General features: G+C 70.6%; 21 protein-coding genes. 5 read left to right on the plus strand and 16 right to left on the minus strand.

The window, feature by feature from the left end; translation table 11 throughout:
• Positions 1-16: 16 nt before the first annotated feature.
• Together groL and groES are read right to left on the minus strand one after the other, a co-directional pair.
• Positions 17-1,624 carry a chaperonin GroEL gene (groL, locus tag ACFV4K_RS24930; protein ID WP_379278105.1) on the minus strand — a complete coding sequence of 536 codons (1,608 nt, stop codon included), beginning with the start codon at positions 1,622-1,624 and terminating at the stop codon, positions 17-19.
• Positions 1,625-1,762: 138 nt separating this feature from the next.
• Positions 1,763-2,065 carry a co-chaperone GroES gene (groES, locus tag ACFV4K_RS24935; RefSeq protein WP_040855536.1) on the minus strand — a complete coding sequence of 101 codons (303 nt, stop codon included), beginning with the start codon at positions 2,063-2,065 and terminating at the stop codon, positions 1,763-1,765.
• A 596-nt stretch (positions 2,066-2,661) separates the two neighbouring features.
• On the opposite strand from groES, the gene ACFV4K_RS24940 reads away from it, so the two are divergent.
• Positions 2,662-4,110 carry an Hsp70 family protein gene (locus ACFV4K_RS24940; RefSeq protein ID WP_379278107.1) on the plus strand — a complete coding sequence of 483 codons (1,449 nt, stop codon included), beginning with the start codon at positions 2,662-2,664 and terminating at the stop codon, positions 4,108-4,110.
• Between the two features lie 40 nt (positions 4,111-4,150).
• Here the strand turns inward: ACFV4K_RS24940 and tsaD are convergent, their stop codons facing one another.
• The 6 genes from tsaD to dapA form a co-directional block, all read right to left on the minus strand.
• Positions 4,151-5,182, minus strand: a complete 1,032-nt coding sequence (gene tsaD, locus ACFV4K_RS24945; RefSeq protein ID WP_379278108.1) for a tRNA (adenosine(37)-N6)-threonylcarbamoyltransferase complex transferase subunit TsaD — start codon at positions 5,180-5,182, stop codon at positions 4,151-4,153.
• On the minus strand, positions 5,179-5,688 hold the full coding sequence (gene rimI / locus ACFV4K_RS24950) for a ribosomal protein S18-alanine N-acetyltransferase (RefSeq protein ID WP_379278110.1): 510 nt from the start codon (positions 5,686-5,688) through the stop codon (positions 5,179-5,181). The genes tsaD and rimI overlap by 4 nt, the downstream gene beginning before the upstream one ends.
• On the minus strand, positions 5,685-6,395 hold the full coding sequence (tsaB, locus tag ACFV4K_RS24955; protein WP_357088841.1) for a tRNA (adenosine(37)-N6)-threonylcarbamoyltransferase complex dimerization subunit type 1 TsaB: 711 nt from the start codon (positions 6,393-6,395) through the stop codon (positions 5,685-5,687). Before tsaB ends, rimI begins: the two co-directional genes overlap by 4 nt.
• Positions 6,396-6,466: 71 nt before the next feature.
• Positions 6,467-6,913, minus strand: coding sequence for a tRNA (adenosine(37)-N6)-threonylcarbamoyltransferase complex ATPase subunit type 1 TsaE (tsaE, locus tag ACFV4K_RS24960; protein WP_379278112.1), 447 nt, complete (start codon positions 6,911-6,913; stop codon positions 6,467-6,469).
• Positions 6,910-8,046: an alanine racemase gene (gene alr, locus ACFV4K_RS24965; RefSeq protein WP_379278114.1), complete on the minus strand. Its 1,137-nt coding sequence runs from the start codon at positions 8,044-8,046 to the stop codon at positions 6,910-6,912. The genes tsaE and alr overlap by 4 nt, the downstream gene beginning before the upstream one ends.
• Positions 8,047-8,119: 73 nt before the next feature.
• A complete protein-coding gene (gene dapA / locus ACFV4K_RS24970) occupies positions 8,120-9,010 on the minus strand; it encodes a 4-hydroxy-tetrahydrodipicolinate synthase (protein WP_379278116.1) in 891 nt (296 codons plus the stop codon).
• Positions 9,011-9,080: 70 nt separating this feature from the next.
• Here dapA and ACFV4K_RS24975 point away from each other — a divergent pair, with 70 nt between their 5' ends.
• A complete protein-coding gene (locus ACFV4K_RS24975) occupies positions 9,081-9,950 on the plus strand; it encodes a LysR substrate-binding domain-containing protein (RefSeq protein ID WP_379278117.1) in 870 nt (289 codons plus the stop codon).
• Here the strand turns inward: ACFV4K_RS24975 and ACFV4K_RS24980 are convergent.
• Both ACFV4K_RS24980 and ACFV4K_RS24985 read right to left on the minus strand, forming a co-directional pair.
• On the minus strand, positions 9,940-11,478 hold the full coding sequence (locus tag ACFV4K_RS24980) for an NAD(P)H-hydrate dehydratase (RefSeq protein WP_379278119.1): 1,539 nt from the start codon (positions 11,476-11,478) through the stop codon (positions 9,940-9,942). The two genes, ACFV4K_RS24975 and ACFV4K_RS24980, sit on opposite strands and share 11 nt — an antisense overlap.
• A 66-nt stretch (positions 11,479-11,544) precedes the next feature.
• Positions 11,545-11,790, minus strand: coding sequence for a hypothetical protein (locus ACFV4K_RS24985; RefSeq protein ID WP_379278120.1), 246 nt, complete (start codon positions 11,788-11,790; stop codon positions 11,545-11,547).
• Here ACFV4K_RS24985 and ACFV4K_RS24990 point away from each other — a divergent pair.
• Positions 11,789-12,016: a plastocyanin/azurin family copper-binding protein gene (locus ACFV4K_RS24990; RefSeq protein ID WP_379278121.1), complete on the plus strand. Its 228-nt coding sequence runs from the start codon at positions 11,789-11,791 to the stop codon at positions 12,014-12,016. The genes ACFV4K_RS24985 and ACFV4K_RS24990 overlap by 2 nt on opposite strands.
• Positions 12,017-12,026: 10 nt before the next feature.
• Here the strand turns inward: ACFV4K_RS24990 and glmS are convergent, their stop codons facing one another.
• Complete coding sequence (glmS, locus tag ACFV4K_RS24995) at positions 12,027-13,895, minus strand: glutamine--fructose-6-phosphate transaminase (isomerizing) (RefSeq protein WP_379278123.1); 1,869 nt, start codon at positions 13,893-13,895, stop codon at positions 12,027-12,029.
• A gap of 209 nt (positions 13,896-14,104) precedes the next feature.
• Here glmS and ACFV4K_RS25000 point away from each other — a divergent pair, with 209 nt between their 5' ends.
• Positions 14,105-14,968, plus strand: a complete 864-nt coding sequence (locus ACFV4K_RS25000) for a dienelactone hydrolase family protein (protein ID WP_379278124.1) — start codon at positions 14,105-14,107, stop codon at positions 14,966-14,968.
• Between the two features lie 18 nt (positions 14,969-14,986).
• Here the strand turns inward: ACFV4K_RS25000 and ACFV4K_RS25005 are convergent, their stop codons facing one another.
• From ACFV4K_RS25005 to ACFV4K_RS25020, 4 genes are all read right to left on the minus strand, one after another.
• Positions 14,987-17,005, minus strand: coding sequence for a hypothetical protein (locus ACFV4K_RS25005; RefSeq protein WP_379278125.1), 2,019 nt, complete (start codon positions 17,003-17,005; stop codon positions 14,987-14,989).
• Positions 17,002-17,322: a hypothetical protein gene (locus ACFV4K_RS25010; protein ID WP_379278126.1), complete on the minus strand. Its 321-nt coding sequence runs from the start codon at positions 17,320-17,322 to the stop codon at positions 17,002-17,004. Before ACFV4K_RS25010 ends, ACFV4K_RS25005 begins: the two co-directional genes overlap by 4 nt.
• 61 nt (positions 17,323-17,383) lie before the next feature.
• The gene (locus ACFV4K_RS25015) at positions 17,384-17,695 is read right to left on the minus strand and encodes a DUF6802 family protein (protein ID WP_379278127.1); all 312 of its coding nucleotides are present in this window, start codon (positions 17,693-17,695) and stop codon (positions 17,384-17,386) included.
• A gap of 105 nt (positions 17,696-17,800) precedes the next feature.
• Positions 17,801-18,007 carry a PspC domain-containing protein gene (locus ACFV4K_RS25020; RefSeq protein ID WP_357088867.1) on the minus strand — a complete coding sequence of 69 codons (207 nt, stop codon included), beginning with the start codon at positions 18,005-18,007 and terminating at the stop codon, positions 17,801-17,803.
• A gap of 116 nt (positions 18,008-18,123) precedes the next feature.
• Here ACFV4K_RS25020 and ACFV4K_RS25025 point away from each other — a divergent pair, with 116 nt between their 5' ends.
• Positions 18,124-19,767: an ABC-F family ATP-binding cassette domain-containing protein gene (locus tag ACFV4K_RS25025; RefSeq protein ID WP_379278128.1), complete on the plus strand. Its 1,644-nt coding sequence runs from the start codon at positions 18,124-18,126 to the stop codon at positions 19,765-19,767.
• Between the two features lie 56 nt (positions 19,768-19,823).
• On the opposite strand, the gene glmM is transcribed toward ACFV4K_RS25025, so the two are convergent.
• Complete coding sequence (glmM, locus tag ACFV4K_RS25030; protein WP_379278129.1) at positions 19,824-21,200, minus strand: phosphoglucosamine mutase; 1,377 nt, start codon at positions 21,198-21,200, stop codon at positions 19,824-19,826.
• Positions 21,201-21,265: the final 65 nt, after the last annotated feature.

The following is a 21,265-nucleotide window of genomic DNA, read 5'->3' on the forward strand; positions in this document are numbered from 1 at the left end:
CGGTGTCACCGATCGATCAGTGGGAGTGGCCGGCGTGGGCGTCGGCCGCTTCCTCGACGGGCTTGTCGACGATGGCGGACTCGGTGGTCAGCACCATGCGGGCCACCGAGGTGGCGTTCTCGACGGCGGAGCGGGTGACCTTGACCGGGTCGATGACGCCCTCGGCGACCAGGTCGCCGTAGGTGAGGGTGGCGGCGTTGAAGCCGTTCTCGCCCTCGGTCACCTTGGAGACGACGACCGCGCCGTCGACACCGGCGTTGCTGGCGATCCAGAACAGCGGGGCCAGCAGGGCCTGGCGCACGACCTCGACGCCGACGGCCTCGTCACCGGTCAGGGTGTCGCGCAGGGCGTTCAGGGTCGCGGCGGCCTGGACCAGGGCGGTGCCGCCGCCGGGGACGATGCCCTCGGCGACCGCCGCCTTGGCGGAGGAGACGGCGTCCTCGACGCGGTACTTGCGCTCCTTGAGCTCGGTCTCGGTGGCCGCGCCGACCTTGATGACGGCGACGCCGCCGGCCAGCTTGGCCAGACGCTCTTCCAGCTTCTCGCGGTCCCAGTCGGAGTCGGTGTTCTCGATCTCCTTGCGCAGCTGCGCGACCCGGGCGTCGATGTCGGACTGGGTGCCCGCGCCCTCGACGATGGTGGTCTCGTCCTTGGTGACCACGACGCGGCGGGCCTTGCCCAGCACGTCCAGGCCGGCCTCACGCAGGGTGATGCCCAGGTCCGGGTTGACCACGGTGCCGCCGGTGACGATGCCCAGGTCGTCCAGGAACGCCTTGCGGCGGTCACCGAAGAACGGGGCCTTCACCGCGACCACCTTGAGGGTCTTGCGGATCGCGTTCACCACGAGGGTGGACAGCGCCTCGCCGTCGACGTCCTCGGCGATGATGACGACCGGCTTGCCCGACTCGGCGATCTTCTCCAGCAGCGGCAGCAGGTCCGGCAGCGAGCTGATCTTCTCGCGGTTCAGCAGGATCCACGCGTCCTCGTAGACCGCCTGCATGGTCTCCGGGTCGGTGACGAAGTACGGGGACAGGTAGCCCTTGTCGAACTGCACGCCCTCGGTGATGGCGACCTCGGTCTGCAGACCCGAGGACTCCTCGATGGTGACGACGCCGTCCTTGCCGACCTTGGTCAGCGCCTCGGCGACGAGCGCGCCGATCTCCTCGTCCCGCGAGGACACGGTGGCGACCTGCGCGATGGCCTTCTCGCCGTTCACCGGGGTGGCGGCGGCGTGCAGGGCGGCGGCGACCGCCTCGGCGGCCTTGCTCATGCCCTTGCCCAAGGTCATCGGGTTGGCGCCCGCGGCGATGTTCTTCAGGCCGCCCTTGATGAGCGCCTGCGCCAGCACGGTGGCGGTGGTGGTGCCGTCGCCGGCGACGTCGTTGGTCTTGGTGGCGACGCTCTTGACCAGCTGCGCGCCCAGGTTCTCGAAGGGATCCTCGAGGTCGATTTCGCGGGCGATGGTCACACCGTCGTTGGTGACGGTCGGGCCACCGAAGGCCTTGGCCAGCACCACGTGCCGGCCGCGCGGGCCGAGCGTGACCTTGACGGCGTCGGCGAGCTTGTCGACGCCGCGCTCCATAGCGCGACGAGCCTTCTCGTCGAACTCGATCTGCTTTGCCATGTACCTACTCCTGTGAAGGTCGGGGGCGAACGCACTCCGCCCCGGGCCGGTTGCTGTATTGGCAGCTGCGACTCCGGGGCGGTGTCTCTCGTAAGGGGTTCAGGGGAAGCCCCCTGGGCCCCGAGAGTTGGAGCGTTCTTACTTGGTGACGACGGCCAGCAGGTCGCGGGCCGACAGGATCAGGTACTCCGCACCGTTGTACTTGATCTCGGTGCCGCCGTACTTGCTGTAGATGACGACGTCGCCTTCCTTGACGTCCAGCGGGATGCGCTTCTCGCCGTCCTCGTCCCAGCGGCCGGGGCCGACAGCGATGACGGTGCCCTCCTGGGGCTTCTCCTTCGCCGTGTCGGGGATGACCAGACCGGAGGCGGTGGTGGTTTCGGCCTCGTTGGCCTGGACGAGGATCTTGTCCTCGAGCGGCTTGATGTTCACGCTCGCCACGTTGAGCCCTCCACTTTCAGGGGATTCTTCTCGTCCGGGGCTGTTCCCCGGACGCACGGTTTCGGTCATGTGCGTGACTCTGTGCAATCAGCCCCGTCGTCGCGGGTGCCGGGACCCCTGCTCAGTAGTCATCAGCTGGCACCTGAGCACAAATACCAGTGCCACCTAGCACTCTATACACGGGAGTGCCAGCGCTCAAGGCAAGGGGCTGCCAATGCACCCTCCTGACACGACTCGCCGACGTGACGGCCCGGGAATCTGAGGTCTTCCAAAGAAATCCGAAAATCTGTAACGTTCGGATAACGGATTGTGACACCATTGACGGCGGCCACGCGGCAAGACCGAATCGGTCGGGTCACGCGCGCCGTCGACAGTTACACATCTGCTTCACCCCGCTTTCCGTGCGGCAACCCCGCGCACGGGCTCGAGAAGAGAGCAAGACCGCAAGTGATCAGTGGCAGGTCCGGATGCCCCATCGGACGCGAGCCCGCCACGGTCCGTAGCTCGCCGGAATCGTCCGCTACCCGTCGGGCGCGCCCGGAGTCCGTTCGAGATGGTCGTCTCCACCAGGACCATCCGCTCGAAGGGAGGTGAACATGCGAACATCCCTCGGCATCTCGGCCGGGAGCGAAGTGGTGTGCTCGGCGACGGTCGCCACCGCGCCCAACGGCGCCCAGAGCTTCGACTACCGGGTCGTGACGGCCGATACCGCGCACTCCGACCTCGGCGATCTCGTGGCCTCCTCGATCGAGTTGATGACCACCCAGATCCCCCGCGACACCGTGCATCCGGTCGGCGCGGGCGCCCGGAACAACGGCCACCACGAGCCCGACTCCACCCCGCCCGGCGATATCGCTGTCGCCTACCGGGACCGCGAGCAGGCCCAGATCATCCGTTCCGCCATCGGGCGGCAGCGTCATGGCGTGCAACTGATTCCGGAGACCACCGCGGCCCTCGCGTACCTGCGGCACACCGGCCTGCTGGACCGCTGGGACACGGTGGCGGTCATCGACATCGGGGCCAAGGGCACCACGGTCTCGGTCGCCGATCACGCCGACGACACCGTGCTGCGGTCCGAGCGCATCACCACCATCAGCGGCAACGCCATCGACGAACTGATCCTGCAGCACCTGCTGGACTGCCACCTGTCGCGGCGCGGCATCCGCCCGAACCGCGGCATCCTGCTCAATCGCAGCCGCGCCGCCAAGGAGCACCTGTCGGTGGTCCCGGCGGTGACCATCGACCATGTGGCCGGGCAGCCGCTCAAGCTGACCCGGGTGGATTTCGAGGAGATCGTCGCCGATCTGCTGCACGATCTGGCGGTGTTCGCGCGCGGCGTGTTCACGCGGGCCCCGAAGTTCCCGGAGGCGGTCGCGGTGATCGGCGGCGGCGCGAACGTGCCGATCATGGTGGTGGGCCTGGAACGCCAGCTCGACATCCCGGTGGTCACCGTGCCGGAGCCGGAGTCCGCGATCGCGAAAGGCGCGGCGCTGGTGGCGGATTCGACCGTGCCGACCGCCTTCCCGGTGATCGGCCTGGGCTCGGACGCGCCGATCGGCACCTTCACCAAGCTGGCGGGCACGCTCGCCGGGGCGATCGTGGTGGTCGGGCTGATCGTCGGGTACGGGGTCAAGGAGTTCGTGATCGAGGAACCGCAGCCCGCGCACTACTCGCCGACCTCGACGCAGCAGCCGCCGACCACGCCGCCCGTGCCGACCACCACCGCTCCGGCGCCGAGTTCGGTCAACCCGACCATGAACCAGAACCCGAGCCACCGCACCACTGTCGCCGTGCCCCCGGCCCAGACCGGTTCGGCGAACGGCACTCCCACGGTCGTCCCCAGCGTCACCACGCAGCAACCGCCGCTGCGTCCGGACCCGGATCTACCCCAGATCCCGTTCCCCGCGGATCTGCCGCGCCTGCTGGGCCCGCTGCTGGGCACCACGCTGCCGCCGATCGATCCGGAACCGCACGTCTCGCCGACGCCGCGCGCCACCGCTTATGCAGCCTCCCTGCGATTTCAGCGGCCGGCTCTGAGCCGTTGACCCTCGGCGCCCGTGCCGGGCGACCACCGCGGTCCGACTCTCACAGATAGCTGGTGGAGACCGGCAGGCCCGGATCGGTGGCCACGGTCAGCGCGGAAGGCTGTGCGCCGCCCGCGATCACGTGCGCGCCGAGGGTGGCGATCATGACGCCGTTGTCGGTGCACAGACGCGGCTTGGGGACACGCAAGGTGATTCCCGCTGCCGTGCACCGCTCTTCGGCCATCGACCGGATGCGGGAGTTGGCGGTCGCGCCGCCGCCGAGCACCAGGGTGTCGACGCCGACGTCCTGCGCCGCGCGCACCGCCTTCATGGTGAGCACGTCCGCGACGGCCTCCTGGAAGGAGGCGGCGATATCGGGGATGGGCAGGTCGCGGCCTTCCCGTTGCGCCGCTTCGACATAGCGGGCGACGGCCGTCTTGAGGCCGGAGAAGGAGAAGTCGTAGCGCGGGTCGCGGGGTCCGGTCATGCCGCGCGGGAAGGCGATGGCCTTCGGATCGCCGTCGGTGGCAATGGAATCCAGGACGGGTCCGCCCGGGTAGCCGAGGCCGAGCAGCCGGGCCACCTTGTCGAAGGCCTCGCCCGCGGCGTCGTCGACGGTGCTGCCGAGTTCGGTGATGGGCTGTCCGAGGTCGGTCACCTGCAGCAGGTGGGTGTGCCCGCCGGAGACGAGCAGGGCGACCGCGGGCGGCATCGGCCCGTGCTCGAGGGTGTCGACGGCGACGTGCCCGCCCAGGTGGTTGAGCGCGTAGAACGGGATATCCCAGGCCGCCGCATAGGCTTTCGCCGCCGCCACGCCGACCAGCAGGGCACCGGCGAGGCCGGGGCCGATGGTGACGGCGAGCGCGTCGGGCTTGCTGATCCCGGCGGTGGCCAGGGCCCGGCGCATGGCGGGCACGATGGCCTCGAGGTGTGCGCGCGAGGCGATCTCGGGCACCACGCCGCCGAAGCGGGCGTGCTGGTCGACGCTGGAGGCGACCTCGTCGGCGAGCAGTTCGCAGCTGCCGTCGGGCAGCCGCCGCACGATGCCGACTCCCGTTTCGTCGCAGGAGCTTTCGATACCCATGACGATCATGACGAGACCTCGGCGTCCTTGGTGAATCCGTCCTGCGGGAATCCGGCCATGGCCGGTCGCCGCATGGTGTACGCGTCGGCCCCGCTGGGCTGGTAGTAGTTCTTGCGCAGCCCGATGATGTGGAAGCCGTGCTTCTCGTAGAGCGTGATGGCGGGCGCGTTGTCGGTGCGGACCTCGAGGAAGACGGGTCCGCCGCGGCGTCCGGCCTCCAGCAGCAGCGCCTCGAGCAGCAGGGTGCCGATGCCGCGCCGGTGCTGGTCCGGGTCGACGCCGATGGTGTGGACTTCGGCCTCGGGGTGTTCGGCGGTGCCGAGCAACGCGATTCCGGCGTAGCCCACCATGTTCCCGCCGGCGTCGCGGGCGGTGATGTAGCGGTTGTGCGGTCCGGCCAGTTCCGACAGGAACGACACCTCGTGCCAGGGATCGTCCTCGGGGAACAGCACCTGCTCGAGCTGTGCGCAGCGGGTGACGTCGGCGGGCCGCATCGGTTCGATGCGGATGGTCATCGGCCCACCTGCGCGTAGCTCTTCTCGACGGCGTCCGGGCGGCGCAGGTACAGCGGTACCAGCGGGGCGGGGACGGCGCCGGACAGGATGTCGGCGGCGGCGCAGCGCACCAGCCCGGCGGGGGACGGCGTCTCGACCGGCAGCACGGGCAGGTCGAAATAGTCGACGTGCGAGGCGGATCCGGCGATCAGGGTGGCTGCGGCCTGGTCCAGGTCGCCGGGCTTGCTCACCTCGGGGCCCTCGCAGCGTTCGAGGACGAGGCTGCCGGGGACGGCGCGGTAGCGCGCCCAGTACACCTCGCGGCGGCGGGCGTCGGTGACGACCAGCAGTTCCACCGGGTCGGAGCTCTCGCGCAGATAGCTCTCGGTGTCGGCGGCGATGGCGTCGAGGCTGCACACCCCGTACACGGGGATGCCGAGCGCGTCGCCGAAGGCGGCGGCGGTGGCCATGCCGACCCGCAGTCCGGTGAACGGCCCCGGCCCGATACCCGCCACGACCGCGGCGATATCGGCCCGCGAGCGGCCCGATTCGGCCAGGCAGGTCAGGATCTGGGGGGTCAGCACCTCGTTGTGCGCGCGTGCGTCCACGGTCACCTCGGCGGTGATCGTGGTGATGCGCGGTGCGTTCGACCCGGGTTGCGCCGGTTCCAGTTCCACCAGTCCCGCTGTGACGGCGGGAGTCGCGGTGTCGACAGCCAATATCAGCATGATTGCCTCAACAATACCGGGTGGTACAGCCCACTCGGCGTGGTGTCTGCCTGCGGGAATCTCGCGCCGGATCAGGTGGCGGCGACCCACTCCCATTCCGCGGTGCGAACATCGGACTCGGGTTCGCGGCGCAGCTGGATCCGCAGGTGGCGGTCGGCCAGGTGTTCGGCCACGCCGAGACCCCATTCCACCACCACGACGGCGTGGTCGAGATCGGTGTCGAGGTCGAGGGCGTCGAGTTCGTCGAGGTCGCCGCCGAGCCGGTAGGCGTCCACGTGCACCAGCGCCACCGCGCCCGGGTGCGCGCCGGCGCGGTGCTGGCGGGCGATGATGAAAGTCGGTGAGCTGACCCGTCCTTGGACGCCCAGCCCGGCGGCGATGCCGCGGGTGAGCGCGGTCTTGCCGGCGCCCAGCGGGCCGTCGAGGATGACGAGGTCCCCGGCCTGCAGCTGTTCGGCGATCTCGCGGCCCAGCGCCTCGGTGTCCTCGACGGTGGCGAGCACGCGGTGGTCGTTCACCGGTCACCGCCGATGTGGTCGCGTACGACGCGGCCGCGCGGATTGCACACGATCTCGTAGTTGATGGTGCCGAGCGCGTCGGCCCATTCCTGGGCGCGCGGCTGTCCGGGTTCGCCGCCGAACAGCACCGCGGTGTCGCCCGCCTGGACTCCGGCCTCGTTCTCGCCGAGGTTCACCACGATCTGATCCATGCACACCCGCCCGATCTGGGTTCGGCGCGCGCCGCCCAGCCACACCGAGAACTTCCCGCCGAGGGTGCGCGGCACGCCGTCGGCGTATCCGGCGGGCAGCAGCGCGACGGTGGTGTCGTGTTCGGCGATCCAGTCGTGGCCGTAGGAGACGCCTTCCCCGGCGGCGACCCGCTTCACCCGCAGCACGCGGGCGCGGAAGGTCATGGCCGGGCGCAGCCCGAAGTCGGACAGTTCCGGAATCGGTGACAGGCCGTAGACGGCGATGCCGGGGCGGACCATGTCGAAGGTGAGGTCCGGGCGGGTCAGCGCGGCAGCGGAATTCGCGATGTGCACGAGTTCGGGTTCGAGGCCGTGTTCCTTGGCGGTGGCGATGAACTCGAGGAAGCGTTCCCGCTGCCGGTCGTTGACCGGGTGCTCGGGCTGATCGGCGAGCGCCAGGTGCGAGAAGATCGCGCGCAGCCGGGCGGTCCCGTCGTCGACCAGCCGGCGCAGCAGCTCCAGGACCTCGGGGTATTCGGCGGCGGGAATCCCGTTGCGGTTGAGCCCGGTATCCACTTTCAGGCTGACGGTCGCGGTGCGCCCCAGCCGCCGGGCGGCCGCGGCCACCGCCTCCAGCTGTGCGAACGCCGACACCCCGATCTCGATATCGGCGGCGATGGCGCTGCCGTAGTCGGCGTCGGAGGTGTTGAGCCAGCAGAGGATCGGCGCGGTGATCCCTGCGGTCCGCAAGGCCACCGCCTCGGCGACCGTGGTGGTGCCCAGTTCCCGCGCCCCCGCCGCCAGCGCCGCCCGCGCCACCTCGACCGCACCGTGGTTGTACCCGTCGGCCTTCACCACGACCATGACCGCGGCGTCACCGGCGTGCTCGGCCAGAATGCGCACATTGTGGGCGATGGCGTCCAGGTCGACGAGGGTTTCCACCTGTGGGTCGGGCTGCTTCACACCACCGATCCTGCCACCCGGGCAGGGGCGATTCGCGTCACACCCGAGTCGGGGCGGCCGTCGCGGGGCGGAATCAGACCGCCGCGGCGAGTGCCGCGGGCACGGCGGCCAGGGCTCCGGCGAGGGCTTCGGGGCTCGCCGGCAGCAGCGGCAGCCGCACGTTCGGGGTGGGGATGCGGCCCTGCGCGGCCAGAACCGCCTTCACCACAATGGGATTGGGTTCGGTGAACAGGGCGTCGGCCAGCGGGGCCAGCCGGTTGCCGAGGGCGCGGCCGGTGTCGAGCGCGCCGGTGCGCCAGGCCGCGACCAGGTCGGCGTAGGCCGCAGGTGCGACATTGGCGCACGCGAGAATCGCTCCGGTCGCGCCCAGCGCCAGCAGCGGGGCGGCGAACAGGTCGTCGCCCGCCAGCACCGAGACGTGCTCGGGGACGCGGGCCAGGAAGGCCACCGTGGTCTCGTCGACGCCGCCCGCCGTGTACTTGAAGCCCGCAACGTTCGGCAGTTCGGCCAGCCGGCACAGGGTTTCGGCGCTCAGGGTGCGGGAGGTGCGGTAGGGGATGTGGTAGATCAGCACCGGCACCGGGCTGGCGGCGGCGAGGACCCGGAAGTGTTCCACCACACCGTCTTCCGAGGGCCGGTTGTAGTACGGGACCACGGCGAGGGCGGCGGCGGCGCGCGGGTCGAGGGCGGCCAGGGCGCGCGCCGAGTCGTGGGTGGCGTTCGAGCCCGCGCCGACGATCAGGGTGGCGTCGCGTTCGGCGCAGACATGGGCGCAGACATCGATGACGCGCCGCTGTTCGTCATGGGTAAGGGTGGTGGGTTCGCCGGTGGTGCCCAGTGCGACGAGGCCCGCAGCCCCGGCGTCGAGCACCTCGTGGGCGAGCGCCTCCAGGGCGTCCGCGGCCAGCTCGTCGTCGGCGGTGAAGGGCGTGACCAGGGGAACGTAGAGGCCGTTGAATGTCATGGCACCAGCCTGGTCGAGCGGATGCGTCAGGTCTATTTCACGTTTCTATCCCCGAGCATAAGATCAACTGATGCTGGATGTCCGTCGCCTGCGCCTGCTCCGCGAACTCGCGCACCGGAAGACCATCGCCGCGGTCGCCGACGCCCTCACCTACACGCCCTCGGCCGTCTCCCAGCAGCTGACCGCCCTGGAACGCGAGGCCGGGCTGCCGCTCCTGGAACGCACCGGCCGCAGCGTCGCCCTCACCCCCGCCGCGCTGCGCCTGGTCGAGCACACCGAGACCATCCTCGCCGTCCTGGAACAGGCGACCGCCGAACTCGCTTCCGCCCGAACCGAACTCACCGGCACCCTGCGTATCGGCGCCTTCCCCACGGCTGTCCACCACATCCTCTCCCCCGCCCTGGTCACCCTCAGCCGCGACCATCCGCTGCTGGAACTCCTGGTCACCGAACTGGATCCGGCCGCCGCCCCCGCCGCGCTGCGCGCCGAAACCCTCGACATCGCGCTGCTCCAGGAGTACGACTACGTCCCCCTCACCCCCGAACCCGGCCTCGACACCGAACCCCTCTTCGAGGAGACCATCCACCTCGCCACCCTCACCCCCGGTCCACTCACCGCCCACTCCGATTCCCCCTGGATCGCGGGCACCCCCGGCACCCTCTGCTACGAAATGACCGTCCGCGCCTGCCTGGCCGCGGGCTTCACACCCCGCATCCGCCACCACGCCGACGACTTCGGCACCGTCCTCAACCTGGTCGCCGCGGGCCAGGGCGTAGCCCTCGTCCCCGACCTCGGCACCCATTCCGCCCCCGCCGCCGTCACTCTCACCCCGATCCCCACCCGCCGCCGCACCCACCTCGCCTACCGCCGCGGCACCGGCGACCACCCCGTCATCGCCGCCGCCCGCACGGCCCTGCACACCGCCGCCACTACCGGTTGATGCAACCCCCGCCGAGTTCGCGGAGAGTGCCGATGGCCTCGCGGACGTGGGAGAGCAAGGGGGACGCGGAGATCGGGGCGCCCGCGGTGGTGGCGGAGTGGGCGGCGAGGTTGGCGGCCAGGGCGTGGACTCGGGCGGCGGCGGCCGCCGCCCAGGCGGGATTGCGGCCGGCGGCCAGCAGGGCCGCGATGATGCCGGAGAGGACATCACCGGAACCGGCGGTGGCGGCCCAGGAACCACCGGCCTCATTGACGATGACCGGGTGGCCGGGGCTCGCGATCAGGGTGGCCCTGCCCTTCAAAAGGACTGTGACTCGCCAGGATTCGGAGAGTTTGCGAATCGCGGCGACTCGATCGGGGCCGGGTTCGGCGCCGGTGAGGCGGGCGAACTCACCGGCGTGCGGGGTGAGGACCGTGGGGGCGGCGCGACCCGTGACCAGGGTCGGGTCGGCGGCCAGGAGGGTGAGGGCGTCGGCGTCCACCACGACGGGGAGGTCGGTGGCGAGCACTTCGGCCAGGCGGTCGCGGGCGGCGGCATCGGTGCCCGCGCCGGGGCCGATGACCCACGACTGCACGCGCCCTGTCGCGGAAATGGATTCGGCGGCAATCACTTCCGGGAAGTGGGCGAGCACCTGCGCCGCGCCGGTTCCCGCGTAGCGCACCATGCCGGAGGTGGCCGCGACCGCGCCGCCGGCGCACAGCACGGCCGCGCCCGGGTAGGTGCCGCTGCCCGCGCACACACCGGTCACGCCCTGCGTGTACTTGTCATCGAACGGGCCGGGGACGGGCCAGCCCGCGCCGACCGCCCGTGGTTCGAGCGCGATCAGATTCGATTCGGGCAGCCGTAATCCGATGGGTACCAGCTCGATTCGGCCGCAATGCGGTGCGGCCAGGGCGTGCACGGGCTTCAACGCGCCGAAGGTGACGGTGACATCCGCCCGGACGGCCGGACCGTTCACCGCCCCCGTGTCGGGGTCGACGCCGCTGGGCAGATCGACGGCGATGATCGGGCAGCGCACGCCCGCAACCAATTCCGCCGCGACCGGCCGCAGCGCCCCGCGTCCGGAGATCCCGACGATGCCGTCCACCACCAGGTCCGGCAGGCCCAGGATCGCCTCGGCCACGTCTTCCCGCGCCGCCGCGTCCCCGCGCGGCTCGTGAGCGGTGGGGGGAGCCTCGACGATTCGCCCGCCCGCCCGCTGCAGCGCCGCCAATCCCTCGGCGTGGGCGCGCTCGGGGGCGAGCAGGATCGCGCGGACCGCGACGCCGCGGCGGCGCAGGAACGAGCCCGCCCACAGTGCGTCGCCGCCGTTGTCGCCGGAGCCGATCAGGAGGGTGACCGCGCGTCCGGCGATGCCGCCGGTGCGTTCGCGCAGTTCGCCGACCACCACCTCGGCGAGGCCGAAGGCGGCTCGTCGCATGGGCATTCCGGCGGGTACGCGGGTGAAGAGTTCGGCTTCGGCGACCCGCACCTCGTCGGCCGTGTAGTAGTCGAGTACCGCGTGGTCGCGCACCGCCGGTGCGGTCATGGGTCGCCTCCCGGATTCGGACTGCCTGCCGTTGTGGAGACTACGCCCGTCGGTTCCCCGCGCAGGTCAGGGCGGTCCCGCGAATGGTCCGCTATCGGCGGGTACTAGCCTGGCTGACATGCCGATCCGCCAGTCGTCCTCGCGTGCCCTGCTTCTCGTCGCCGTCGTGGCGGCGGCGCTAGCGGCCGGGGGCTGCTCTTCGGACACCTCGAAGCCCGCCGCCACCTCGACGGCCGCGGCTCCGGCGTCCTCGGCGGCGACCTCGACCGGTCCGGCCGCGCCCGCCGCGGTCACCGTGACTGTGACGGACATGAAGTTCTCCCCGGCCGACATCACCGTCAAGGCCGGGGACACCGTGACCTGGAAGTTCGACGACAAGGCCCCGCACGCGGTGCAGGGCATCGGGGATGTCGCGCTCGGCATCAACAGCCCGATCATCCGCAAGGGCGAGTGGAGCCACACCTTCACGACGCCGGGCACCTACCGCTACCTGTGCCCGCTGCACCCGGACATGAAGGGCACCGTCACCGTCCAGTGACGGGCCGGTCCTACTCGACGGTGACGGACTTGGCCAGGTTGCGCGGCTTGTCCACGTCGTAGCCGCGCGCCTGCGCCACCTCGGCGGCGAAGATCTGCAGCGGGACGGTGGACAGCAGCGGCTGGTACAGCGTTGGGGCCGAAGGGATCTCGATCAGGAAATCGGCGAACGGACGCACCGTGTCGTCACCCTCCTCGGCGATGACGATGGTGCGCGCGCCGCGGGCCTGGATCTCGCGGATATTGCTGAGCAGCTTGGAGTGCAGCACCGCCCGGCCCTTCGGCGACGGCATGACCACGAACACCGGCAGGCCGTCCTCGATGAGCGCGATCGGGCCGTGCTTGAGCTCGCCCGCGGCGAAGCCCTCGGCGTGCATGTACGCGAGTTCCTTGAGCTTGAGCGCGCCTTCGAGGGCGACCGGGTAGCCGACGTGGCGGCCCAGGAACAGCACCGTCGGCACCTGCGCGAACTGGCGGGCGATCGCGCGCACCTTCTCGGCCGATTCCAGCACCTGCGCAACGAGTTTCGGCATGGACTCCAGTTCGGCGAACTCGCGCGCCACCTCGTCCGGGTACTTGGTGCCGCGCGCCTGCGCCAGCGCCAGACCGACCAGGTAGTTGGCGGTGATCTGGGCCAGGAACGCCTTGGTCGACGCCACCCCGATCTCCGGGCCGGTGCGGGTGTAGAGGACGGCGTCGGCCTCACGGGGGATCTGCGCGCCATTGGTGTTGCAGATGGCGAGGACCCGCGCCTTCTGCTCCTTGGCGTGCCGCACCGCCTCCAGGGTGTCGGCGGTCTCGCCGGACTGGGAGATGGCGACCACCAGGGTCGACCGGTCCAGAACCGGGTCGCGGTAACGGAATTCGCTGGCCAGCTCGACCTCGACGGGCAGCCGCGTCCAGTGTTCGATGGCGTACTTGGCGAGCAGGCCCGCGTGATACGAACTGCCGCAGGCGACTACGAACACCTTGTCGACCTCGCGCAGCTCCTGATCGTGCAGCCGCTGCTCGTCGAGCACGATGCGGCCGTTCGCGAAGTGGCCGATGAGGGTGTCGGCGACGCCCGTCGGCTGCTCCTCGATCTCCTTGAGCATGAAGTAGTCGTGGCCGCCCTTCTCAGCGGCGGCCAGGTCCCAGTCGATGGTGAACGGGCGGGTGCGCGCCTCGTCGGCGATGCCCGCGAAGTCGGTGACCCGGTAGCCGTCGGCGGTGATGACCACGGCCTGGTCCTGGCCGAGTTCGACTGCCTCCCGGGTGTGTTCGATGAACGCGGTGACGTCGGAGGCGATGAACATCTCGCCCTGCCCGACCCCGACCACCAGCGGGGTGGAGCGGCGGGCGGCGACGATGGTGCCCGGGTGGTCGGCGTGGGTGAAGACCAGGGTGAACGCACCCTCCAGGCGGCGCACCACGCTCAACGCGGAGGCGACGAAGTCACCGGCGGTGTCTCCGGCCGCGTAGGCCTGTGACACCAGGTGCACCGCCACCTCGGTGTCGGTGTCGCTGCCCAGCTCGACGCCCGTCTCCTCGAGTTCGCGGCGCAGCGGGGCGAAGTTCTCGATGATGCCGTTGTGCACCACCGCGACCCGGCCGGTGCGGTCGCGGTGCGGGTGGGCATTGCGGTCGGTGGGCGCACCGTGCGTGGCCCAGCGGGTGTGGCCCATGCCGGTGGACCCGGAGTAGTACTCGGGCCCGCGGTCGACCAGCTCGGCCTCCAGGTTGGCCAGACGCCCGGCCTTGCGCTCGACAGCCAGCCCGCCCGACCCGTCCAGAATCGCGACTCCGGCCGAGTCGTAGCCTCGATACTCCATGCGGCGCAACGCATCGACCACCACGCCGAGCGCATCCCGGTACCCCACATACCCCACGATTCCGCACATGGCTCACCAGCCTAGCTGTGTTTTTGGCCTCCGCTCCGCTCCGGCTGGTTCACGGCCCCGAAGTCTCGGTTCTTCCCTCCTCCGCTCCTCCGCTTCGCTCCCCTTTTCCGCTACAAGCGCGGGAAGGCGGAGCGCAGTCCAGAACCGAGACGGCCGCGAACCTTGTGCGGTCGAGGCATTCGGCCGCCGGACCGACTAAGTTCATCTCCGTGTCGGTGTCTGTGAAATCGCTCCTGAGCACTCTGACCCTGCGTGGCCCGCACGAGGTGCTGCGCGGGAATCTCGGCATCGCCGGGCTGCCCGGGGTGGTGTACACGCCCGGCAAGGGGCTGAACCTGCCCGCGGTGGCCTTCGGGCACGGCTGGCTGACCGGGGTCGGCAACTACCGCCGCCTGCTCGAACACCTCGCTTCCTGGGGTTATGTCGCGGCCGCGCCCGACACCGAACGCGGGCCCATCCCCTCGCACCTGAACTTGGCCACCGACCTGCTCACCACCCTCGACATCTGCGCCGGGGTGCGGCTGGGCACCGGCAATATCAGCGTCCGCCCCGACCGCCTGGCCCTGGTCGGCCACGGTATGGGCGCGGGCGCGGCCGTCATCGCCGCCTCCCAGCGCGAGGTGGCCGCCGTCGCCGCCCTCTTCCCCGCCCCGACCGCCCCCTCCGCCGAGGCCCTGGCGACCAAGGTCGACGCCCCCGCCCTGATCCTGGCCGGCGCCGCCGACATCGACTCGGTCAGCTCCGACGCCCTCCCCCTGGCCTCCGCCTGGGGCGAAGGCGCGATCCTCCGCTCGCTCGACAAGGCCACCCACAACGGCATGGTCGAGGGCCGCCGCGCCCTCGCCGCCCTGGGCGCGGGCAAGCACGAGCCCAAGACCGAGCGCCTCACCCGAGCCCTCCTGGTCGGCTACCTCAACTACACCCTCCTCGGCGACAAGAAGTACAAGCCGTTCGCCGACCCGGAAGCCCTCATCCCCCACACCCAGGTCGTCGACCCCGACGCCGTCGAGGACGAGCCGGAGCAGCCCCAGAAGCTCCCCGTCCTCCAACTCATCCAGGCCCTCCGCAAGTAACCCGACTCCCAGCGACGGTCAAGGGATCTCGACGCCGGCCTCCGGAATCTCCAGCGGCACATCGGGACTTCCCAGGTCCGCGCCAGGATCGGCGGGTGGCACTGGCACAGACAGGTCACCGGGCGGACCCCCTTCGTCCGGTGGCGACTCGCCGCCGCCCAGCGGCGCGGTCGGCCCTGGGGTTTCGGGGACCGCCGGGCAGACGGTGGACCCACCGGGCTCGACGCCGCCGAGCCCGTCGCACCCGGACAGCTCGCCGCCGTCCGGAGACTGTCCGGCGTCCAGCTCGGGAGTTCCGGTGCATGTGGGCACGGGCGGTTCGTGCCCTCCGGAAGGCGCTGCTGGAGTGGGCGATTCAGCCGACGGCGGAGCCACACAGGGGACCTGAATCGGCGTGAATCCGGTCGGGACCTCCGTGGCGCAAGGTGAACCCGGCGGCGTGGCAGCTTCCACCGGAGGCGAATTTTCTGGTGGGCGCGGGTCTGGCGCGGCAGTCGCCGGACCGGGGTCACCGACTGCAGGGGCGAGCGGGTGCCCGACTGTGTTGTCCGGGGCGAGTGCGGGTTTACCGGAGTCGTCGGTTGTCAGGCTCCAGACCTGAGTCCGGCCGGATTCGTCGGTGACAGCGATGGACGTGTCACCCGTCGGGTCGCGATCGACTACGAAATGCTTTCCAGCGAGGTTGAATTCGAGATGACCGGACGGAAGGTTCGACGTCGCCGGGCCGGGGTGCGGTTCGGCAGACTTCTCCTGCCCCGCGGGCGCCTCTACGTCGCCTGGGGCATCGGACGCGGGGTCGGACAGGGAGCCGAGCTGTTCGAGAACGGCGGAAACTCCCTGCTGCAAACCGGTTTCGAGCTTGCCGATGAGGCCCTCGAGCGCCTGCGCGAACATCTCGGTCTGGGGCTCGGCCTGTTTCGGCATGGCGACGGACCCCGAATCGGACGGGGTGGGTGCACCGGAAACCGGCGGCTCCGCGGCGGTCCCCGGTCCGACGGAAGCGGGTTCGGTGGCCTCGACCGGACGGGCGGGCGCGGCCTTCATACACGTGGGGTCACAGCGTTGCCCGGTCGCGGTGCCGGCGGCGGGCCGACCGGGTCCCTCCTGCGTAGGTTGGGGAGTGCCCGAATCGCCTGGCCCGCAGCAGGCCCGCACCTGTGCCGCCCCGACGTCGGCTTCTGGGCATTGGCCGGGACCTACCGTCGGCAGCGAAGGATCAGGCGCGGACGGCGCGGGAACCACACCGGGCTGCACACCGGCAAGACTGGTCTTCGCCGCAGCCGAGTCGGTCTGCGCCCCAGCAGAGTTGTCGAGTAGGGCTGCGGAGTTCGTCTCCGGTCGAGGCAGCAGGGCTTGGGATGGTTGTGGATAAGTGTGGTCGATGACCTGCTCGAAGGCCGTGATGATGGTGCGGTAGTGGGATTCGATGGTGTCGGCGGCGGCCGCACAGGTGGCGGTGAAGGCGGCCAGTTGCCGGTCGACCTCGGGCCGGAAGGTGGCCGTGAGCCAGGGGTCCGCTTTCGCGAGGGCGCTGATGGCGTCGGGGGTTCTGCCGTCGAGGGCGATGGGGGCTTCGCCGTCGGGGGTGGGCTCGAGGAGGCCGCGGGTTCGTTCCGCTTTGGTGAGGATGGCGGCGCGGATCGGGTCGAGGGCGGCGGCGATCGCCCGGGAGGCGGTGCTTATGGTGTCGAGGTCTTCGCGGGCCTGCCGCAGTTGGGAATTCAGGAGGGCGACGGCCTCGGTTCCGGTAGCGCCGGTCCAGGCAGACGGAAGGGAGTTCGCGACCGCTTGGTGTGAGGCGAAGCGGGATTCGGCATCGGCGAGCGCCTTGTCCAGTTCGCTTCGGGCGGTGTCGAATTCGTCGAGGTCGAGGCCACGTTGTTCGTCGTAGCGGGCGTAGAGCTCTGCCACGGTCACACCGGCGGGTTCACCGAATGCCTTGGTGTACAAGGGCAGGAACTGTTCCCAGTAGCGCAGCCCGGGCGCTCCGTGGTCGAGGATCTGGTCGACGGTCTGGCCGGTGGGGTCGAAGGTCATCGGCCGACCTGGTGAAGCGCGGCGGCGCGTTCGTGGTCCAGTCGGGCGTATTCGGTGGCCGCGCGGTCGAAGACATCGGCGGTGGCGGCGGCCGCGGCAGCCCAATGCCGGAGGCAGCCTGCCGCGCGCTCGAATCCGCGGTGGATCCCGGCGCCCTGGGCGGAGTAGTCACGTCCCGCCGCGTCATTGCCGAGGCCGAAAGCGTGGTCGCCGATGGCGTGGGCGTGCTGTCGCAGTGCCCCGGCGTTGTCCCGCAGGGTGGTGGCCGCGGTGTGCAGGGCGGTGACGCGCACGCCGAAGTCGCCGGATTCACCCATCGATCCCCCCTCGATTCCCCACGGGCCGAAGCCCGTGGCGTGAAACCCCCGTCAGTCCCGGCTAGGTGCCGCCGAGGTGTCCGCCGTCCGTGCGCACCCACGCGGTGGTGCCGTCGGAGTTGTGGTGGAATTCCCAGGCGGCGTAGTCACCGCCGCTGTCCACCACGGTCACATGGTCGGCGTAGCCATCGTGATCCAGATCCGTCCACACCTGCATGGCGTGTGCGGTGCCGGTGGTCACGGTGTCGGCCAGACCGTCCGCGTCGAGATCCTGTGTGGGGTGCGACAACTCGACCGCACCTAGCCCACCCAGTTCCGAATGCGCGTCCAGTCCGGGCAGATCCATTCCGGGCAGATCACCCGATGTGACCATGGTGTGCACTCCTCCGCAGTGGCGTGATCACCATCCTGGCACTCGCGATCACCCCTCGCACCACCTTCGATGCCGATTGTGGATAACTCGCGCCCTGGGGATGACTCAGCGCTTGGGGATGATGATCCACAGCGCGATGTAGAGCAGGAACTGCGGTCCGGGCAGCAGGCAGGAGAGGATGAAGAGAAAGCGGACGAGACCGGGGCTCCAGCCGACGTATTCGGCGAGACCGCCGCACACGCCGGCGATCCACTTGTCGTGCTGGGAGCGGGTCAGTCGCTTCGGGGCCGGGGTCGGAAACTCTGTGGTCATGTCTCCACTCTGCCGAGCCGCCGCCGCGCGCACATCGGTCGGTCGCCCGATAACGACCCTGAACTTTCCGAGGCCCGACGTCAGGGTGCCACCCTGAACACGGCAGAATCGCCCTGGTGAGCACCACTCTGCATGCGCGCGGCCTGGCCGCCGGACACGGCGAGCGTCTGCTGTTCGCCGACCTGGACCTGATCCTCGCCCCCGGCGATGTGATCGGCCTGGTCGGTGTGAACGGGGCGGGCAAGTCGACCCTGCTGCGCATGCTCGCCGCCGGCGACGCCCACGAGGGCGAGATCGTGCTGAGCCCGCCGGACGCCACCGTCGGCTATCTGGCCCAGGAGCCGGAGCGCATCGAGGGCGAGACGGTGCTGGAGTTCCTGTACCGCCGCACCGGGGTGGCCGCCGCCCAGCAGACCATGGACGCCGCCGCCGAACGCCTCGCCGACGGCGGTGACGACGAGTACTCCCCCGCCCTGGAGCGCTGGCTCGCCCTGGGCGGCGCGGACCTGGAGCAGCGCGCCGAGGAGGTGGCCGCCGATCTGGGCCTCACCGACAGCCTCCCGCACGGCCTGGCCACCCCGATGACCGTGCTCTCGGGCGGTCAGGCGGCTCGCGCCGGTCTGGCCTCGGTCCTGTTGTCCCGCTTCGACATCCTGCTGCTCGACGAGCCCACCAATGACCTCGATCTGGACGGCCTGGCCCGGCTCGAGCAGTTCGTGACCGGGGTCCGCGAGCCCCTCATGGTGATCAGCCACGACCGGGAGTTCCTGGCGCGCACCGTGAATCGCATCGTCGAACTGGATCTGGCGCAGCAGCAGGTCGGCGTGTACGACGGCGGCTACGACTCGTATCTGGAGGAGCGGGCGATCGCGCGCCGCCACGCCCGCGAGGCCTACGACGAGTTCGCCGACACCAAGGCCGGTCTGGAGGCGCGCGCCAATATGCAGCGCAACTGGATGGAACACGGTGTCCGCAACGCCCGCCGCAAGTCGAAGGCGGATTCGGACAAGATGGGCCGCAAGGCCCGCGCGGAGTCCACCGAGAAGCAGGCGTCCAAGGTCAAGCAGACGCTCAAGCGCATCGAACGCCTGGACGCGGTGGAGGAACCGCGCAAGGAGTGGGAGCTGCGCATGTCCATCGCGGCCGCGCCCCGCAGCGGCGCGGTGGTGGCCACCCTGTCCGGCGCGACGGTGTCCCGCGGCGAGTTCACCCTGGGACCGGTGACGGTGCAGGTGGATTGGGGCGATCGCATCGTGCTGACCGGCGCGAACGGCGCGGGCAAATCCACCCTGCTGTCGCTGCTGCTGGGAAAGATGAAGCCGGACAACGGTTCCGCGTCGATCGGTTCGGGCGTCGCGGTCGGCGAGGTCGATCAGGCGCGGGGACTGTTCCGCGGAAACGCCACCCTCGCGGACACTTTCAGCGCGCAGATCCCCGACTGGAACGAGTCGGATGTCCGCACCCTGCTCGCGAAGTTCGGTCTGCGCGGCCCGCATGTGCTGCGCCCCAACGACACGCTCTCCCCCGGCGAGCGGACCCGGGCCGCGCTGGCGCTGCTGCAGGCGCGTGGCGTGAACCTGCTGGTGCTCGACGAGCCCACCAACCACCTGGACCTGCCCGCCATCGAGCAGCTGGAGCAGGCCGTCGAATCCTTCGAGGGCACGGTGCTTCTGGTCACCCACGACCGCCGCATGCTCGACACCGTGACGGCGACCCGGCGCTGGCACCTGGCCGACGGCGGCCTCACCGAAACCCTCTGAAACGTCGAATGGCGCACCCGGGAGGGAAGTCCCGGATGCGCCACTCGACGAGATGACTAGACGGCCTCGACCAGCTTCGCGAGATGGTCGGCCAGATGCGAGGCCTGCGTCGGATCGGTCGCCTCGACCATGACCCGGACCAGCTGCTCGGTTCCACTGGGGCGCAGCAGGATTCGGCCGGTCTCGCCCAGCAGCCGCTCGGCCTGCGCGACGGCTTCCAGCACCGCGGGAGCGACGGCGACGGCCGCCTTGTCCGTGACCGGGACGTTCACCAGGATCTGCGGGACGACCTTCACGATGCCCGCCAATTCCGCCAGGCTGCTGCCGGTCTCGGCCATCCGGGCCATCAGCTCGAGGCCGGTGAGCACGCCGTCGCCGGTGGTGCCGTAGCGCGGGAACACCACGTGCCCGGACTGCTCGCCGCCCAGGGTGTAGCCGCCGTTGCGGAGGTCCTCGAGCACGTAGCGGTCACCGACTGCGGTGGTGCGCACGGTGATTCCGGCCTCTCGCATGGCGATGTGCAGGCCGAGGTTGCTCATGACGGTGGCGACCAGCGTGTTGTCGACGAGTTCACCGGAGTCGCGCATGCCGACGGCGATCACGGCCATGATGGCGTCGCCGTCGACCACGGCGCCGGTGGCGTCCACCGCCAGGCAGCGGTCGGCGTCGCCGTCCAGGGCGAGACCGAGGTCGGCGCCGTGTTCGACCACCGCGGCCCGGATCTGCTCCAGATGGGTGGAGCCGCAGCCGTCGTTGATATTGAGGCCGTCGGGTTCGGCGTTGATGGCGATGACGGTCGCGCCGGCCTCGCGGAAGGCGGCGGGTCCGACCTCGGAGGCCGCGCCGTGCGCGCAGTCCAGCACGACGGTGAGCCCGCGCAGGTCACGACCGGCCGCCTGCACCAGGTGCTCGACGTAGCGTTCGTGGGTGCCCTCGAGGCTGTACTGATCGGTGACGTCGAAGACGTGCCCACCCAGGCCGGGCCGGCCCAGTACACGTCCGATGGCGCCGCCGGTGGGCCGAACGAACCCGCCCTCCGCGACCAGCGCCTCGATCCGGTCCTCGACGGCGTCGTCCAGCTTGTGCCCGCCCGCGGCGAAGATCTTGATGCCGTTGTCCGGCATGGGGTTGTGCGAGGCGGAGATCATGACGCCCAGGCACGCGTCGTACACGCCGGTCAGGTACGCGACGGCGGGCGTCGGCAGCACGCCGACCGACAGCACGTCCACGCCCGCGGAGGTGAGGCCCGCGGTGACGGCGGCCTCCAGCATCTCACCGCTGGCGCGGGGATCGCGCCCGACGACGGCGACGGCGCGCTTCTTCCCGCGACTGAGCACCTGCGCCGCCGCGGCCGAAACCTGTAGCGCCAGTTCCGGACTCAGCGACCCGTTCGCGAGTCCGCGGACACCGTCGGTACCGAACAAACGTCCCATTACCTCAACACCCCTGCAGTTCGGTGGATACAGCACGAGAGCAGGCTTCCCGCCCTCTCCGGGAC

The sequence above is a fragment of the Nocardia sp. NPDC059764 genome (assembly GCF_042732555.1).
In the GTDB taxonomy this organism is placed as follows: domain Bacteria; phylum Actinomycetota; class Actinomycetes; order Mycobacteriales; family Mycobacteriaceae; genus Nocardia.

Excerpts from the sequence above, each read along its gene's own strand:
- ACFV4K_RS24990 (WP_379278121.1), top strand. The coding sequence starts at position 11,789 with ATGAAGTTCTCCCCGGCCGACATCACCGTCAAGGCCGGGGACACCGTG.
- tsaB (WP_357088841.1), bottom strand. The coding sequence starts at position 6,395 with ATGCTGATATTGGCTGTCGACACCGCGACTCCCGCCGTCACAGCGGGA.
- glmM (WP_379278129.1), bottom strand. The coding sequence starts at position 21,200 with ATGGGACGTTTGTTCGGTACCGACGGTGTCCGCGGACTCGCGAACGGG.
- groL (WP_379278105.1), bottom strand. The coding sequence starts at position 1,624 with ATGGCAAAGCAGATCGAGTTCGACGAGAAGGCTCGTCGCGCTATGGAG.
- tsaD (WP_379278108.1), bottom strand. The coding sequence starts at position 5,182 with ATGATCGTCATGGGTATCGAAAGCTCCTGCGACGAAACGGGAGTCGGC.
- ACFV4K_RS25010 (WP_379278126.1), bottom strand. The coding sequence starts at position 17,322 with ATGGGTGAATCCGGCGACTTCGGCGTGCGCGTCACCGCCCTGCACACC.
- ACFV4K_RS24975 (WP_379278117.1), top strand. The coding sequence starts at position 9,081 with ATGCTGGATGTCCGTCGCCTGCGCCTGCTCCGCGAACTCGCGCACCGG.
- ACFV4K_RS25005 (WP_379278125.1), bottom strand. The coding sequence starts at position 17,005 with ATGACCTTCGACCCCACCGGCCAGACCGTCGACCAGATCCTCGACCAC.
- dapA (WP_379278116.1), bottom strand. The coding sequence starts at position 9,010 with ATGACATTCAACGGCCTCTACGTTCCCCTGGTCACGCCCTTCACCGCC.
- ACFV4K_RS24985 (WP_379278120.1), bottom strand. The coding sequence starts at position 11,790 with ATGTCCGTCACAGTCACGGTGACCGCGGCGGGCGCGGCCGGACCGGTC.
- glmS (WP_379278123.1), bottom strand. The coding sequence starts at position 13,895 with ATGTGCGGAATCGTGGGGTATGTGGGGTACCGGGATGCGCTCGGCGTG.
- ACFV4K_RS25020 (WP_357088867.1), bottom strand. The coding sequence starts at position 18,007 with ATGACCACAGAGTTTCCGACCCCGGCCCCGAAGCGACTGACCCGCTCC.
- ACFV4K_RS25015 (WP_379278127.1), bottom strand. The coding sequence starts at position 17,695 with ATGGTCACATCGGGTGATCTGCCCGGAATGGATCTGCCCGGACTGGAC.
- rimI (WP_379278110.1), bottom strand. The coding sequence starts at position 5,688 with ATGACCATCCGCATCGAACCGATGCGGCCCGCCGACGTCACCCGCTGC.
- ACFV4K_RS24980 (WP_379278119.1), bottom strand. The coding sequence starts at position 11,478 with ATGACCGCACCGGCGGTGCGCGACCACGCGGTACTCGACTACTACACG.
- ACFV4K_RS24940 (WP_379278107.1), top strand. The coding sequence starts at position 2,662 with ATGCGAACATCCCTCGGCATCTCGGCCGGGAGCGAAGTGGTGTGCTCG.